Consider the following 13642-nt stretch of genomic DNA (forward strand, 5'->3'; position numbering starts at 1 on the left):
GCAACCCGCTTACGCTGATGACTGCTGACGAAGATGCCGTTCAGCCGTTCTCTTATTGGAGGTTTCCGTGTCTGAACTGAAAAATAAAATCGTTGCTATTACTGGTGCCAGCAGCGGTATTGGCGAAGCAACCGCTCGCTTGCTGGCTGCCAGAGGCGCTCGCGTCATGCTGGGCGCCCGACGTGTGGATCGCCTGACAGCGCTGGTCGAGGAGATCCGCGAGGCAGGCGGCGAAGCGCATTCAATGGCGCTGGACGTTACCCGCCCGGAACAAGTTGAAGCTTTTGTCGCTGCGGCGCAGCAGCATTTTGGCGGGCTGGACGTCATGATTAATAACGCTGGCGTGATGCCGCTTTCGCCCCTGTCGGCGCGCAAGGTGGATGAGTGGAATCAGATGATCGACGTGAATATCCGTGGCGTCCTGCACGGCATCGCCGCGGCCCAACCGATAATGGAACAGCAGCAGCACGGCCATATTATCAATATTTCTTCCATTGGCGGTTTGAGCGTTTCCCCTACCGCTGCGGTTTATTGCGCGACGAAATTCGCCGTACGGGCGATCTCCGACGGGCTGCGGCAGGAAACGGATAAATTACGGGTGACGGTTGTTTCCCCTGGCGTGGTGACGTCTGAACTGGCGGAGACGATCAGTGACGCATCCGCTCGTGAGGCGATGAAAGCGTTTCGGCGCGTGGCGCTTGATGCCGACGCTGTCGCCCGTGCTATCGCCTGGGTTATTGCTCAGCCTAATGAAGTGGATGTCAGCGAGCTGGTGATCCGCCCTACCGCCAGTCCTTACTGATATGACCCGGCCAGGCTGCAAGCCGGCTCCAGCCGTAATATTTCCTGCATATACTGCGCCTCCTGCTGCGGGCTTCGGCCAAAAAAGCGCTTAAACTCCCGGCTGAACTGCGACGGGCTTTCATAGCCCGTCTCTGCCGAAGCCGCGACGGCAGAAAATCCCTGTCGCACCATCAACAGCCTGGCCTGATGCAGGCGCAAAGACTTGAGATACTGCATTGGCGAACTTTGCGTGACGGCCTTAAATCGCGCATGGAAATTCGCGCTGCTCATTCCCACTTCACGTGCCAGGTCGGCTACTTCCATATGCTGCTGATAGCGGGTTTGCATTATCTGTAACGCGCGCGCGATTTGCGCAAAGTATCCCTGATTCGTTAATGCGGCCCGCAGCGCAGCGCCCTGCTCGCTGACCAGTACGCGATAGTAAATTTCACGCAGCAGCCCTGGCGCAAGAACCTGAGTCTCCTGCGGCGACTGCAACGCTTCAAGCAGGCGTAACACGCTGTCTCCCAGACGCTCATCAAGCGGCGTGGACAGCATACTTACCGGCTCCACCTCCGCCGCAAACGGCAGTTGCAGCGTAACCAGCAAATCCGCGAGCACCTGTAAATCCAGGCGCAGCGCCACGGCCAGCATCGGTTCTTCCTTTGAGGCCTCTGTCTGGCTGATAAAAGGCAACGGCACGGCCACCACCAGAAACTGCTGAGCATCGTAGATATAAACGTTGTCGCCCAGGAAACCCCGCTTGCGTCCCTGGCAGACGATAACGATGGAAGGCTCATACAGCACCGGCGTTCTCTCCAGCGGCACATCAGAACGCAGCAGCCGCACTTCTTCCAAAGCCGATTGGGTGTAACCATTGCCTGGCGCCAGCCGGGTTATTAAGGCCGCCATTTTTAGCCGACGGCGTTCAGATGAGGAAAGATTATCGGCCACGGTCAGTCTCTGTAAGGGATGAACATAACGGCCGGCGCTTTTGTTGACGGCTTGCCGGACAGGATAAAGAACAGATTAGCCAGGTTGCTGAACCAAAAACAACCCGATTCAGAGAAGAGAATGGAATAGCCAGGCGCAGGATGCTGGTGAAAGGTGGCAGGTGGCAGGTGGCAGGTGGCAGGTGGCTGGTGGCTGGTGGCTGGTGGCTGGTGGCTGGTGGCTGGTGGCTGGTGGCTGGTGGCTGGTGGCTGGTGGCAGGATAATAGTTTGTTATTCAATCATTTCTACATTTAACCTGATGCCTAAAAAACAGACAAACAGTGGTGGATAGCTGGATTGCATCCGCAAGTTACTTTATAATCCCGCGCCACAGGCCCCTTAGCTCAGTGGTTAGAGCAGGCGACTCATAATCGCTTGGTCGCTGGTTCAAGTCCAGCAGGGGCCACCAGATTTAATGATGTAAATCATGCAGTTAAGCCACTTCGCAAGGAGTGGCTTTTTTGTTTCTTGGGGTCAGTGTCGCAAAAGTGTCGCATGACTTTTTTGCTCTCCTGAATTCAGTTACAAAAAAACCCGCTTTCGCGGGCCTGTTAGTGAAGCAATGATGGCTGTCTGTCGTTGTGCGTAAAAATAGGCACCTTATTAGTCTGGCCGGGCGAGACGATCATCCCCGCTATGCTTTCATGCGTTTTGAAGGTACAGCTGCAATTAATGTTCTGGCACTGGTGATAACGTTCTTTTGTCTCGCGTGAGATATAGCGGCTGCTTTTGGCATGAGCAGCGGTCTGGCAAAGCGGGCAATGCATCATGGTAGCGTTCTCCTTGTGTACCCCGCCTTAATAACCCAAACCTACAGAAATAACAATGAAATTCACTCAAAGTGAATCATCATTTTCTGATTCTGCCTCATACTCAACGTCCGACAGCAACACCTCAAAATCCAGCGCCGTCGTATACCCGCTGCCGCTCAGGCTGTGCGTTACCTTGCTGATTAGCCACGGCTGCGCGTCGATCACCGCCTTAAACCCGCTGACCTTTACCGGCGTTTCCGGGAAGAGATCTGCCCGGCCCATTGCCAGCGTCAGCGAGAACTCAGCAACGCCACGCTGCAGCTTGTCCCATTTGGCCTTTGCGGCCCGCATCGCGGCGGCTTTGGTCGCGTAAACCGTAGTCAGCGCAAACACGTTATCTTCCGTTCCGGCCAGATAGTCGCCTTCCTTTGCCTCTGGCGTTTTGGCAGTTGTGGCCTTTTTCTTTTTGGCCGCCGGATGCTCCAGCGCGCGCAGGTGCTGCTCTTTCGCCTTGCGTTTTACCTTTACCTTTTTCGGCTTCGGGTCTTTGGTATGCAGCCAGCTTGCGGACACGCCGGTATACGCGCCCCGGTCGGCAATACTGAAGCTGTGCCGGTCGCCGTCCTGCCGGGTAATGGTCAGTTGCGGGATCGGTTTGCCGCTGGCCGTCACGCCGCTGCCCGGTCGCAGGAACAGCAGCTTTCCGGCCTTCACGGCGGCCACTGCACCGTACAGCGTGGCAAGGCGCGTCAGGAAAGCCGCATCGGTTTCCTGCGTCTGGTCGATATGGCTCACCGCCTGCGCGGCGAATCCGTCGGCCAGCACGGGGCTTAGCTTGTTACGCCCCGCTATCTGCTTCACGACCTCGCCCAGGGTGGTATCGTGATAAGACACCTCACGCCGCGAGTTAAGCGTCCCGCGAAAGTCCGCGCTACGCGCCCGGATTGTCATGGTGTCCGGTGCGCCGTGATGCTCCACCTCGTCCACGGTAAACTCGCCCTTACCGACCAGAGCCTGCCCTTTCCAGCCGAGAAACAGCTTAATCACCGCGCCGCGTACCGGCATCGCCAGCAGCCCGTCGGCGTCGTCCAGCTCAAGGTCGAGCTGGTCGGCCTCAAAGCCGCGGTTATCGGTCAGCGTCAGCGAGATAAGCCGGTTGCGGATATTGGCCGTTATGTCTTTGGAATTTACCGACAGCATAAAGTCCGGGGCCATCTGCGCGCCCGCCTGTATTGCCATATTGCTGATGTTCATGACAGCAGCCCGCCCACGGTTGCGGCGGCGGTTTTCGCCTGGCTGATAACGGACGTGACCTGGCCCGGCAGGCTGCCCGCGCCGCTTATCAGCCCGTCGGCCTGTTTCTGCAGATCGCCGTACATTGACGTTAACGACTCGTCAACGCGCTTCAGGCTCAGCGTGAAAGTAATTTTCTGTGCGCTGCCGTTGCTTAAAAACTCGCTGTGCGAGGCGGAAAAGCTCTCCGTGACGTACATTCCGTAAATGGTGCCGTTACCGCCAATCAGCGGCCACGCCCGGCCCTCGTCGGCCAGCAGCTTAAAGCTCAGCAGCGAGACAGCGCCGCCCGTCACTTCCGGGCGCAGCTCGCCGGTCAGGGTAATTTTTTCATCGCCCACGCCGAGGAACTGCGCCGACGCCCGCAGCCCGACGCGGCTGTTTGTGGGCCAGCGGTAGTCGATATTCTGCTGCATATCCGAATAGGGCAGCGTCTGGCGCATAAACGGCAGCAGCCCGTAAATCATCATCATGTTATTCCCATCCCATTTTGCTGCGCTGCTGCGCCTGGCGTTTGCGTAGCTCGCGGGCCTGATGCTCCGCCATCAGTGCCAGCGCGTCGTCTTTGGTCATGCCCGGATGCATGTGGATATCGTACTGATAGCTGTTCTGGCTCTGGTCGCTGTAGCCGCCCGCCGCCGGTGACGTTACCGGCTTATACGGTGTGCCGGTATCGGCCAGGCTCCACGGCAGGCCGTTCGGCGCGATAGGGTCATGCTTATCCTTTGGATTGCTCGGATCGCCTCCCGGCACCTTGTCTTTAAGGTCGTCGGATTTTGAGTCGATAAGGTGCAGCTTTTCCAGCATCCAGCTGATGCCGCTTGTAAGCTGGTTGAGCGCCTTGCCGGGTATCTTCAGCCCCTCGGCCAGCGCATTGCCGAACTTTTTACCCATATCCCCGGCGCTTTTCAGCTCCGCCTGCGTGGATTTCACCGGCTCCAGTAGCTTTTTAAACCAGTTCCATGCGGCCTTAATTTTTTCCATCAGCCAGTCAAAGACGGGCTTTAGCGGCGCAAAGGCGTCGCTTATTGGCCCTGCTGCAGCCTTAAAGCCCTCGGCCACGCCGCCTATAAATGCCTTGATGGGCTGCCAGTATTTACGGATAAGCAGCGCCCCGGCCACGATGGCGGCGACCACAAGCACGACCGGCAGCGTGATAGCGCCAAGCGCGGTGGTAATCGCGCCGCCTACCACGCTAAATACGGTGCCCAGCAGGCCCACGCCCGCAATAATGGCGTTTACCCCGGCCATGACCGGCCAGGCAATCAGGCCGATAGCGCCCAGCGCGCCCACAAAAATCAGGCCCGCCGTCGCGGCTTTCGCAATACCTCCGGCCAGCACCGGGTTTTTCTGGATCCAGCCGTCCACGTTCAGCAAAAATTTCGTGGTTTCTTTGGTCAGCGAACGCAGGGTTTTATCGAGGCCGTCAAAGAGATCGGTGCCAATAGCCTCTTTCGCCGACTGCAGCTCCTTTAAGTCGCCGCCGAGGTTATCCTGCTGCACGTTAACCAGCTTTGCCGTGCTGCCGTCCGATCCCTGAAAGGTTTTTGTCAGCTCGTCAAGCTGGCCGCTGGCGGCGGACTTCATCAGCGTGACCGCCGAAGACGCGGCTTCCTCGCCGAAAATGGTCTTCAGGTATTCCGCCTGCTGCGCCGTGCCGAGCTTGTTCTTTTCAAAGGATTTTTGCATCTCCTTCAGGATGGTGAAGAACGGCCGCATATTGCCCTTGCTGTCGGCGGTATTTACGCCCAGCTCTTTTATCGCCTTTCCCGCTTCGCCGGTTGGCGCCTGCACGCGCAGCAGCATGGCGCGCACGCCCGTCCCGGCCATGCTGCCGGTGGTGCCTTCTTTCGCCAGTGCGCCGATCATTGCCGTGGTCTGCTCCACGCTGACGCCCGCATTTTTGGCAACTGGCGCGATGTAGGTTAACGCGTCGTTCAGCCCGTCAAAATCCGCCGCCGTTTTGTTGAGCGTGTTGGAAATCACGTCGCCCAAGTGCGCGACCTGACTGTTAGCCAGTCCGAAGGCATTCTTCGTGCTCATTAAGAGCTTTGCGCTTTCCTCCATCGTGCGGTTGTTCGCCAGCGGCATATTCAGCGTTACCGGCGTGGCCGCCCTGATGTCGTCAACGCTTCCGCCCGATTTAGCGATAACGATCTGCGCCTGCGCGGCGTCGTTGGCCGAGGCCGCCGTGTTGTCGCCGATGCTGCGCGCCTGGGTGCGCAGCGACTGAAAGTCGGCGGAGTTTTTATCAAGGCCGAGCGTCGCCTGCAGCGTGGAATTGGCCAGCGCAAAGTCGTAGCCCGGACGCAGAACGGAAGAGGCCGCGACCGCGCCAACCGTGGCGGCACCAACACCGGCCGCGCCAACGTTGCGCATCTTCGCCGACATTTCCTGGCCCTTACGGTAGCGCTCGCCGGTCTGGTTCAGCCGCTCCTGCTGCTGACTCAGGCGCTGCAGCTCCATTTTCTGACGGCTCAGGGTGACGGTCGCCTGTGCGGCGGCGGTTTTCAGCCGCTGCTGCTCGCTGCCGAGGCTTTTGGTGGAGATCCCGGCGGCGTTCAGCGCCTCGCGCTGCTGCTGCACCGACAGGCGCAGGCTGTTGCTTTTGGTCTGCAGCGCGCTGGCCGCCTGCCGGGCTTTTTCCAGCGCGCGGGCCTGCGCCGTGGTGGGCTTTTCGGTATTTTTAAAGGCCACGGCCAGCGCGGCCGCTTCGGCTTTGGCATCCTTCAGGCTCTGCTGCGTGACCGCAAGCTGACCGCTCGCCTTGCGAAAGCCGTCAATCTTTGCCGCCTGTGCGTTCAGCTCCTTCAGGCTGCTTTGCGTGTCGCGGATGCCGCCCGCCAGCGCTTTTGTCTGGTTCTGAATGGCTTTAAACGGGCGCGACGCCTGGTCTACCGCCTTCAGCAGCACCTGCAACTTGAGGTTATTCATCGGTCTTTACTCCGCTGCGCACGACAGCCTTGTGCCGCCAGTCGATAAGCTCGCCCAGCGGCATGTCGTACATTTCAGACGGCGGCCAGTGAAATACGGTGGCTATGTCCGCCATCAGCTCGTTAACGGTCAGCGCTTTGGGCCAGCTTACTCGTCCGACTTCGGCGACAAAAAACCGATCACCTTACCGGCCAGCGCAATTAAATCCACCGGATCGAGGTTCAGGCACTCCGCTTTTGTCAGCGCGGGCAGCGTGATGCGCGGCAGCACGGTAATCAGCGCATCCACGTCCGAGCCTGCAATATCCGCAAGGCGGGTGCCGCGCAGCGCGCCGGAAGTGGGTTTAATCACCTCAACGGTGTGGATTGTCTGCTCGCCACGCATAACCGGCGTTTCCAGGGTAACGATGCTTTCTTTGTTTTCCATGAATGTTCTCTCTGCAAAAGGGGGTTAAGGCCAGCACCGGGCGCTGGCTCAGGGGTTAAACGAGGCCGATATTCTTGCGGCGCTGCTCCAGGCGATCGGTGCCGTTGACCTTTTCCACCATGTTGATGGTGTCGATTTCAATCAGCTCCTTGCCGTTAAAGGTCATTTTGTAATAGGTGCATTTGGTGGTGATTTTGGTTTCGGTATCCTCGCCCTGTTTGGCCTCGCCAAAATCAAACGCCTGGTGCTTGCCGCGCACCTCAATCTCTACCGGGATTTCCTCGCCGGTGTCGTCGCGCTGGTACGAGCCGGTAAAGCGCAGCGGTACGGACGTCGCGCCCCACTGCGTCAGCACCAGCTCGTCAATCCCGCCGATGCTCCATTCGATATCCAGCGCGTCGTCGTCCAGGCCCATATCGATATGCGCCGCGCCGCTCATGCCGCCGCCCCGGAACGGGTCAAGCTTGCGGCTCAGCTTCGGCAGCGTGACGCTGGTAACAACGCCCTGATAGCTGTTTGAGTCGTTAAAGAGGTTCATCCCCTTGAGTTTTCGTGGCAGTGCCATTTATCCGGCTCCTCAGCTGTTTACGGATGCGGCGAAGTTCGCCAGATATTTGTCGGTGATGCGCTGGCGCAGGGTTAAATCTTCCAGCGGCGGCACCGGCGTGTAGTCGTAGTCAATCGACAGCTTGCCCGCCTTCAGCGTGTCCTTGTCGTTGGCCGCCTCGTCGTACCAGCACGATGCGCCCAGCAGATAACCGGCGTTGACCAGCTCGCGGAATTTGGCGTTGATGCCCGCGATAATCTCGCGCACCAGTACCGGCGTCAGCGGCCTGTCGTTGGCCCACATATGCGCCTCGGCCATCGTGTCGGCCAGCACCTGCGCGGTGCGGGTGTAGTTCTCAAAGGCAAACAGCGGATCGTCGCTGCAGGTGCGGTTTCCCCAGAAGCGAAAGCCGTCCTTGCGGATAAGCGTGGTCACGCAGGCCTCATTCAGCAGATCGGCGTCGGTGCCGGTCTGCTGCAAGTCCCAGAAGACGCCCGCAGAAATCCCGGTGACGCCGTTCACGCCAACGTTGGAAAGCGTTTTGTGCCAGCCGGTGTCGTTGTCGATTCTGGCGCGCAGGCCCAGCGCACGCGCCGTGGCGTACGCGGTTTCAGACGCGTTGGCCGTGGTGTTCCAGGCAATGAAATCCGGCCAGATAACCATGATTTCGCGCTGGCTGAAGTTTTCGCGGTACTTCCTCGCGTCAGAGACGGTTTTGCAGTTCCACGCCGAGACGTAGCAGAAGGCGCGCAGCTGCTGCGCAATGCTGGCAAGCGCGGTCGCCACCTCCGGCGAGTCGAGGCCCGGCACGCCGAGAATGCGCGGCCTGACGTCGAGCTGGGTCTGCGCGCTTAACAGCGCCTTCATGCCGGTGTACTGGCCGTTTTCGTCGGTGGTGCCGATGATATTGGAAATGGTTTCCGCTTCGGTCGCGCCTTCGGCCACGCGCACCACGACGGTAACGGGCTTTGACTGGTCGGCAATCGCCTGCAGGGACGCGGCCAGCGTGCCTTTTTTACCGGCTTTGGCGATACCGGCCTGTACGTTGGTTAACAGTACCGGCGTATTCAGCGGGAACGCGGTCGCGTCGGCGTCGTCGGCGGTACAGACCAGCCCGACAATTGCCGTGGAGACGGTGGAAATGGTGCGCGTGCCGTCGTTGATTTCGACGACGCGCACACCGTGATGATAATCAGACATCTGATGCACTCCGTGTTATGGGTGCGCTCAGATTGTCAGGTCAGGCGGGGCGGTGCATCATGTTGCATCTTGTTGAGACATGAGCGTGCAGAACTATGAAAATCACTGACTCATGCACTCTTAATCAAACTAAAACATATTGGCTAAAATTCTGACCTGATTTTATCCTTTAGCTTTTAAAACTTTCCCGACCAAATCAGCCAAAACATCAGTGCCGTCCATCACTGAAGGGATTTTATCTTCATTAGGCTGTATAGGGCTAAATATCAATGCTTCAAAGGACTTCCATGATTCATCAACCTTTTCAGAATGAGATGTTTTATCTTTAGTCTCGACATAATCATAGATAAATTCACAAAGATTAAGCCTGAGATCTATTTGAACTAATTGACTTTTGAGGGACTTCACCTCAACGTAAAAAAGCCGCATGAAATAGAAAAACAACAACTCCAGACTTACTAAAGGTATGTAATGCAAAGAGCTAGACCAATTTAACGGTATATCTTTAAAAAAGAAGTAAGAAAATAAAGATATTGGTAGCAATATAAGCAGCACTATAAATGACCAAGCCCTAAACTGTGCATAAATTACTTCTTTCTTTTTTTCCTTTCTAATTGTAGAAAAAGCTTTTGCCAGAAGCTTGAAGTTACCTTCTCTTTTAATGTCAGTTAACCTGGCGCCTAAATCGTCAGCCTCTTTACGCACAGCATCAAGATACTCAACACTACTGGTTGCTTTTTCTATTATGTCATTAACGCTATCTTTAAGTCTTTCTCTTTCAAATTCTATGTTATCCGTTAGCTTTTTTGCTTCCTTAAGGTTATTACTATTCAAAAAATCCTTGTAGACCTCAAACGGTAGATTGTTTTTGATCCAGGAGAAAGAAAAAGAGTGGTTGTTTGAATCCCCTCCCCACACCTCTGGCCTTACATTATCTAATTTTTCTAAAAAATTCCCCTGCAAACAAAAATGATCAAGATTAAATAGGTTAGAACTTAAGCATAAATTATACTCCCATGCAAATCTTAATAACACATGTAAATAAAACCTAGGTTCTGACTGTAGAAAGATTCTGTTAGTTAAGTGTTTACCTGCAGTATCCCTGCAATAAGCAGTCCTTTTTTCGAAAATCTCTGGATATTTTAGATTTTCGGCCAGGTGTCGCCATGCAGATATATAAATAACAGCAACCAGCTCATGTTCATTCCAGCTGGCAGGATCTCTGTTTTTTGCTTTATCGTAAATATCCGTGTATCTTTTTTCTATCACTTTACCACAGAAGTTAATCTCTTCCCGAACGTCATCATTTAAAAAAGAAAACACAAGGCAACCTCACCATCTGAGAAATATTTCGCCAACGCTTTTAAACACCATATCATTTTTTACAAATGCGGTGGGTTATGAGCATTTTATTCAATAAAGGAAGTATAAACATACTCTAACCCATAGCTAAAAAAAACATTATTTATTGAGACTAAAGTCTTACTCTAATGAAAACCTTCTATTCAATTAGGTTTTTCTGGCCAGTCAATATCCGGCGCGGCGGTATCAACGGCCTGCACGGCCTGCACGTACTTCATCCACGCGGTAAGTGATGCCTTATCCGCATCGGTGATAATGTCGAGCCGCAGCTGCGTCTGCCACGCCTGGGTCATGCTGTTGGCCTCGCTGATGCGCGCGACCTTTTCCACTTCGGCCTCGCTCACCGCTGCAGCCTGCTGTGCGTCGCCGTCCGTTACCCATTTTTCGCCGTCCCATTTATCAAACGCGGTTGCCGGTGCCTGCGTGGTGGTGCCTGCCGGGTAATCGCCCGGCGCGGTGATTTCTGTCGCCGTACCGTCCGCCGTGGAATAAACCGTTTCGCCCTGGTGATCGGCGACGGTCTGCCAGCCGCCGTCCTGATAAACCGCCACAAAGCCGGGTTCAGCGGTCGGCGGCGCGCTGCTGCAGGCGCATGCCGGGACGCCCACGCCCTGCGGTAAATATTCATCCGTTGCGCCGGTAAACTCGCCGGTCAGGCTGTCAAAGTTGTAAACCGTCAGCGTGCCGGCCGATTTCGCCAGGCCGTTTTTATCCAGGGTAATCTTTGCCATTATGCGGCCCTCACGATGTAGTTAAAGGCGACGTTGCGCGGGCGTACTGAAATCCAGACGCTGCCGGGCGTCACGCCTGCCGTGTTCTGCGCACACGACATGGTGTTATCCGTCAGCGTTGCGCCCAGCGCGCCATTGCCCGGCGACCTTGCGCCGGACGGCTGGCTGTTGGTGATGCCTTCAGCCTGGCTGAAGGCCGTACCCACGGTGGCCGAGGACATGGTGTCGTCAGTGCCGTAGTAGTCCAGCGCCGCCGTGCGGATACTGGTTGCGCCCTGCGCGGTGCCTATGCCGCGCCCGGTATCCACGCCGCGCCCGTCGTCCCAGCCGCGAATAAACTCGCCGCGCAGGTCAGGCAGTTTCAGCGACGGATACACCTTCGCCAGCAGCGGGTAAGCGGTGGCGCTGAACGATGCGCCGTTGCACTTCAGCCAGCCGTCCGGCGCGGTTGCCGCCGGATAAGGCAGCGGCACGCCGACCGGCACCGCCGACCCGTCGCCCAGGCCCAGCGCGGCCAGCGCTTTCGCAACCAGCCCGGCGTCCTTAATTTCCGCCAGCGCGTTAGCCGTTTGCAGATACTGCTTATGGGGATTGGCGGCGGCAACGTGCGCGGCCAGCGCCCTGTCGGCGTAAGCCTTCACCTCGATCACCGCGCTGTCCACGTACTGCCGCGTTGCCAGCACCACGGACGGGTCGATTTTCAGCGTGACCGCGCTCGTGCTGTTGACGATTAAAATCATGCGCACGGTCTGCGTGCGGCCGCTGCCCTCGGCGAGCTGCGGCTTGTAGGTTTCCGCGCAGTTGGCCACGGCAATCAGCACGCCGTCGGCGTCAAACAGGCCGATTTCGCGTATCCAGAATCCGCCCTCGCTTTCGGGGATAATCTGCTCGGCGATGATCTGGCTGCTGTTGGCCGCGTCAATCGTCAGGGCGTTAAGCGAGGCCCGGCGCTTTTCGCCGATAAGTCTCGTCTGCGCCGCGTCTGGCACCGGCAGCGTGCCGCCGCCGTCGCCCACGGCCATTTCGGTAATCTGCAGCTTTATGCCGAGCGCCGCAGCGTTCGCTAGCCTGGCCGCGCCCTGGCTGGTCAGCAGGGCAAAATATTTCGTGGTCATGTGCTCACTTCCGTCAGGTCAATAAGATGCACCGCCGCGCCGGAATAAACCGGCCCGCCGACGCTGATAAGTTCAGGTGTCCAGGGGTAAACCGTCAGCTCGTCGCCGCTGTAGCAGGCGGCACCAACCGGCAGCGCGCCGCTGGCGTCGAGGTTAACCGACAGCCCGATAAGGTGGCGGCTGCACGGCTTCGCGTCGGCGATCAGGCGCTCCAGCTCGTTATACATTTCTTCTGTAATGCCGGTATCCAGCACGCCCACATCCAGGCGAAACGTGCCCGGCTCGCCGCCAGTCTTCCACCATTCAACGATGCGGATAAGGTAGCCGAGCGGCTCGACCACGCGCCGAATCGAGCCGAGCGTGCCCTTGTGCTTGTGCACGTACTGCGAGGCCGACACCACGGCGCGCTTTGTGGACTCGCTCCAGCCGGTATCCCAGCGGTCAACCGACCACGCCTAGGCGAGGTATGGCAGCAGCTCCACCGGGCAGGTTTGCGGGTTCCATAACTGGCGCAGCGGTGCCGGGATGGTTTCAATCGTGGCGCAGGCTTCGGCGGCGGCCACCTCCAGCGCCGACGAGCCGGACGGCAGCAGGCGATCACTCATCCGAACCCCCGACCGTAAGCGCCCATCCGGTGCAGTACGCGGCCTGCGTTTTATCCAGCACCACGTCGGCGGCGGGCTGCGCCAGCTCCACGCGCTGCACGCCCTCAACGTGCAGCGCGGCGTACAGGGCCGATTTGCGGATATCCCGGCCGAGGCGGGCCTGCGCGCTGACAAAAGCGGCAAGCTTTGCCCCGGCGGCGGCCCGTATCGGCTCGGCTTCCGGCCCCGGATAGAGGTACAAAACGGCCTCCACGGCGTAATCCACGATTGCCGCTGACTGCACCGTGACCCTGTCGGCCACCGGACGCACGTCCTCGTCGTTCAGCGCCTTGTCCACCACGGCCAGCAGGTCGGCGGCCGCCTCGCCGTTGCCCTCGCGCGACAGCACGGTGATGGTCACGCAGGCGGGCGACGGGCTGACCGCTGACGCATCGGCCACGCGTCCGTCGGCGCTTTTCGCGTGGTACTCATAGGCGCCGGACGGCCCGGCCACGCTCAGCCCCTCAAAGGCGGCGGCGATGCGCACACGGTAATCGTCGTCGCTTTCCATCACGGCGGCGGTCGGCGGGGTCGTGGTGTCGTCGGCGGCCGTTCGCGTCAGGCGGGTAACGCCGTTGTTTGCGCCGAGCTGGTCTAAATCATCCGCCAGGGCATACGCCACCATGACGGCCTTTGCCGCCTCGTTGACACGCTGGCGCAGGATAACCTCGCGGTACGCGTTTTCCTCCAGCAGCTTCACCACCGGCTCGGACTCCAGCGACAGCGTGCGCGCGATGGCGTCCTGCTGCTCTGCCGGGTACAGCGATACCAGCGTGGCCTTGCGCTCGGCAAGAAGGGTTTCATAGTCCAGCGTTTCCACCACGTCGGGCGCGGGTAGCTGGCTCAGGTCGATAGTTGCCAT

At 58.0% G+C, this 13642-nt stretch carries 14 protein-coding genes, 1 tRNA gene and 1 pseudogene; 2 read left to right on the forward strand and 14 right to left on the reverse strand.

Annotation, left to right across the window (positions count from 1 at the left end; translation table 11 throughout):
• Positions 1 to 67: 67 nt before the first annotated feature.
• A complete protein-coding gene (locus tag AB3U87_RS06680) occupies positions 68 to 802 on the forward strand; it encodes an SDR family oxidoreductase (RefSeq protein ID WP_394148727.1) in 735 nt (244 codons plus the stop codon).
• Here the strand turns inward: AB3U87_RS06680 and AB3U87_RS06685 are convergent.
• A complete protein-coding gene (locus AB3U87_RS06685; protein ID WP_253461134.1) occupies positions 796 to 1695 on the reverse strand; it encodes an AraC family transcriptional regulator in 900 nt (299 codons plus the stop codon). The genes AB3U87_RS06680 and AB3U87_RS06685 overlap by 7 nt on opposite strands.
• A gap of 414 nt (positions 1696 to 2109) precedes the next feature.
• On the opposite strand from AB3U87_RS06685, the gene AB3U87_RS06690 reads away from it, so the two are divergent.
• A tRNA-Ile gene (locus AB3U87_RS06690) sits at positions 2110 to 2185 on the forward strand.
• 142 nt (positions 2186 to 2327) lie between these two features.
• Here AB3U87_RS06690 and AB3U87_RS06695 read toward each other — a convergent pair.
• The 13 genes and pseudogenes from AB3U87_RS06695 to AB3U87_RS06755 all read right to left on the reverse strand — a co-directional run bounded on the left by AB3U87_RS06695 (position 2328) and on the right by AB3U87_RS06755 (position 13642).
• The gene (locus tag AB3U87_RS06695; protein ID WP_124234400.1) at positions 2328 to 2546 is read right to left on the reverse strand and encodes an ogr/Delta-like zinc finger family protein; all 219 of its coding nucleotides are present in this window, start codon (positions 2544 to 2546) and stop codon (positions 2328 to 2330) included.
• Positions 2547 to 2612: 66 nt separating this feature from the next.
• Positions 2613 to 3782 carry a phage late control D family protein gene (locus tag AB3U87_RS06700; protein WP_394148728.1) on the reverse strand — a complete coding sequence of 390 codons (1170 nt, stop codon included), beginning with the start codon at positions 3780 to 3782 and terminating at the stop codon, positions 2613 to 2615.
• Positions 3779 to 4294, reverse strand: coding sequence for a phage tail protein (locus AB3U87_RS06705; protein WP_394148729.1), 516 nt, complete (start codon positions 4292 to 4294; stop codon positions 3779 to 3781). Before AB3U87_RS06705 ends, AB3U87_RS06700 begins: the two co-directional genes overlap by 4 nt.
• Before the next feature lies 1 nt (position 4295).
• The gene (locus tag AB3U87_RS06710; protein WP_394148730.1) at positions 4296 to 6755 is read right to left on the reverse strand and encodes a phage tail tape measure protein; all 2460 of its coding nucleotides are present in this window, start codon (positions 6753 to 6755) and stop codon (positions 4296 to 4298) included.
• Positions 6748 to 6870, reverse strand: coding sequence for a GpE family phage tail protein (locus tag AB3U87_RS06715; RefSeq protein ID WP_301730236.1), 123 nt, complete (start codon positions 6868 to 6870; stop codon positions 6748 to 6750). Before AB3U87_RS06715 ends, AB3U87_RS06710 begins: the two co-directional genes overlap by 8 nt.
• A 32-nt stretch (positions 6871 to 6902) precedes the next feature.
• The gene (locus AB3U87_RS06720) at positions 6903 to 7181 is read right to left on the reverse strand and encodes a phage tail assembly protein (RefSeq protein WP_394148731.1); all 279 of its coding nucleotides are present in this window, start codon (positions 7179 to 7181) and stop codon (positions 6903 to 6905) included.
• 55 nt (positions 7182 to 7236) lie between these two features.
• Positions 7237 to 7746, reverse strand: coding sequence for a phage major tail tube protein (locus AB3U87_RS06725; RefSeq protein WP_301730238.1), 510 nt, complete (start codon positions 7744 to 7746; stop codon positions 7237 to 7239).
• Positions 7747 to 7758: 12 nt separating this feature from the next.
• Positions 7759 to 8928 carry a phage tail sheath protein gene (locus tag AB3U87_RS06730; RefSeq protein WP_394148732.1) on the reverse strand — a complete coding sequence of 390 codons (1170 nt, stop codon included), beginning with the start codon at positions 8926 to 8928 and terminating at the stop codon, positions 7759 to 7761.
• Positions 8929 to 9090: 162 nt separating this feature from the next.
• Positions 9091 to 10251, reverse strand: a complete 1161-nt coding sequence (locus AB3U87_RS06735; protein WP_394148733.1) for a hypothetical protein — start codon at positions 10249 to 10251, stop codon at positions 9091 to 9093.
• A 182-nt stretch (positions 10252 to 10433) separates the two neighbouring features.
• Positions 10434 to 11021, reverse strand: coding sequence for a tail fiber assembly protein (locus AB3U87_RS06740; RefSeq protein ID WP_394148734.1), 588 nt, complete (start codon positions 11019 to 11021; stop codon positions 10434 to 10436).
• Positions 11021 to 12136 (reverse strand): phage tail-collar fiber domain-containing protein, encoded by a 1116-nt coding sequence (locus tag AB3U87_RS06745; protein WP_394148735.1) that lies wholly within the window; start codon positions 12134 to 12136, stop codon positions 11021 to 11023. Before AB3U87_RS06745 ends, AB3U87_RS06740 begins: the two co-directional genes overlap by 1 nt.
• Positions 12133 to 12741, reverse strand: a pseudogene (locus tag AB3U87_RS06750) (phage tail protein I). Before AB3U87_RS06750 ends, AB3U87_RS06745 begins: the two are co-directional and overlap by 4 nt.
• Positions 12734 to 13642: a baseplate J/gp47 family protein gene (locus AB3U87_RS06755; protein WP_394148736.1), complete on the reverse strand. Its 909-nt coding sequence runs from the start codon at positions 13640 to 13642 to the stop codon at positions 12734 to 12736. Before AB3U87_RS06755 ends, AB3U87_RS06750 begins: the two are co-directional and overlap by 8 nt.

Source organism: Erwinia plantamica, assembly GCF_043420595.1.
Taxonomy (GTDB): Bacteria; Pseudomonadota; Gammaproteobacteria; order Enterobacterales; family Enterobacteriaceae; genus Erwinia; species Erwinia aeris.

Coding starts and splice junctions, on each gene's coding strand:
- AB3U87_RS06685 (WP_253461134.1), bottom strand. CDS start 1,695: ATGGCGGCCTTAATAACCCGGCTGGCGCCAGGCAATGGTTACACCCAA.
- AB3U87_RS06695 (WP_124234400.1), bottom strand. CDS start 2,546: ATGATGCATTGCCCGCTTTGCCAGACCGCTGCTCATGCCAAAAGCAGC.
- AB3U87_RS06700 (WP_394148728.1), bottom strand. CDS start 3,782: ATGAACATCAGCAATATGGCAATACAGGCGGGCGCGCAGATGGCCCCG.
- AB3U87_RS06705 (WP_394148729.1), bottom strand. CDS start 4,294: ATGATGATGATTTACGGGCTGCTGCCGTTTATGCGCCAGACGCTGCCC.
- AB3U87_RS06710 (WP_394148730.1), bottom strand. CDS start 6,755: ATGAATAACCTCAAGTTGCAGGTGCTGCTGAAGGCGGTAGACCAGGCG.
- AB3U87_RS06715 (WP_301730236.1), bottom strand. CDS start 6,870: ATGGCGGACATAGCCACCGTATTTCACTGGCCGCCGTCTGAAATGTAC.
- AB3U87_RS06720 (WP_394148731.1), bottom strand. CDS start 7,181: ATGGAAAACAAAGAAAGCATCGTTACCCTGGAAACGCCGGTTATGCGT.
- AB3U87_RS06725 (WP_301730238.1), bottom strand. CDS start 7,746: ATGGCACTGCCACGAAAACTCAAGGGGATGAACCTCTTTAACGACTCA.
- AB3U87_RS06730 (WP_394148732.1), bottom strand. CDS start 8,928: ATGTCTGATTATCATCACGGTGTGCGCGTCGTCGAAATCAACGACGGC.
- AB3U87_RS06740 (WP_394148734.1), bottom strand. CDS start 11,021: ATGGCAAAGATTACCCTGGATAAAAACGGCCTGGCGAAATCGGCCGGC.
- AB3U87_RS06745 (WP_394148735.1), bottom strand. CDS start 12,136: ATGACCACGAAATATTTTGCCCTGCTGACCAGCCAGGGCGCGGCCAGG.
- AB3U87_RS06755 (WP_394148736.1), bottom strand. CDS start 13,642: ATGGCAACTATCGACCTGAGCCAGCTACCCGCGCCCGACGTGGTGGAA.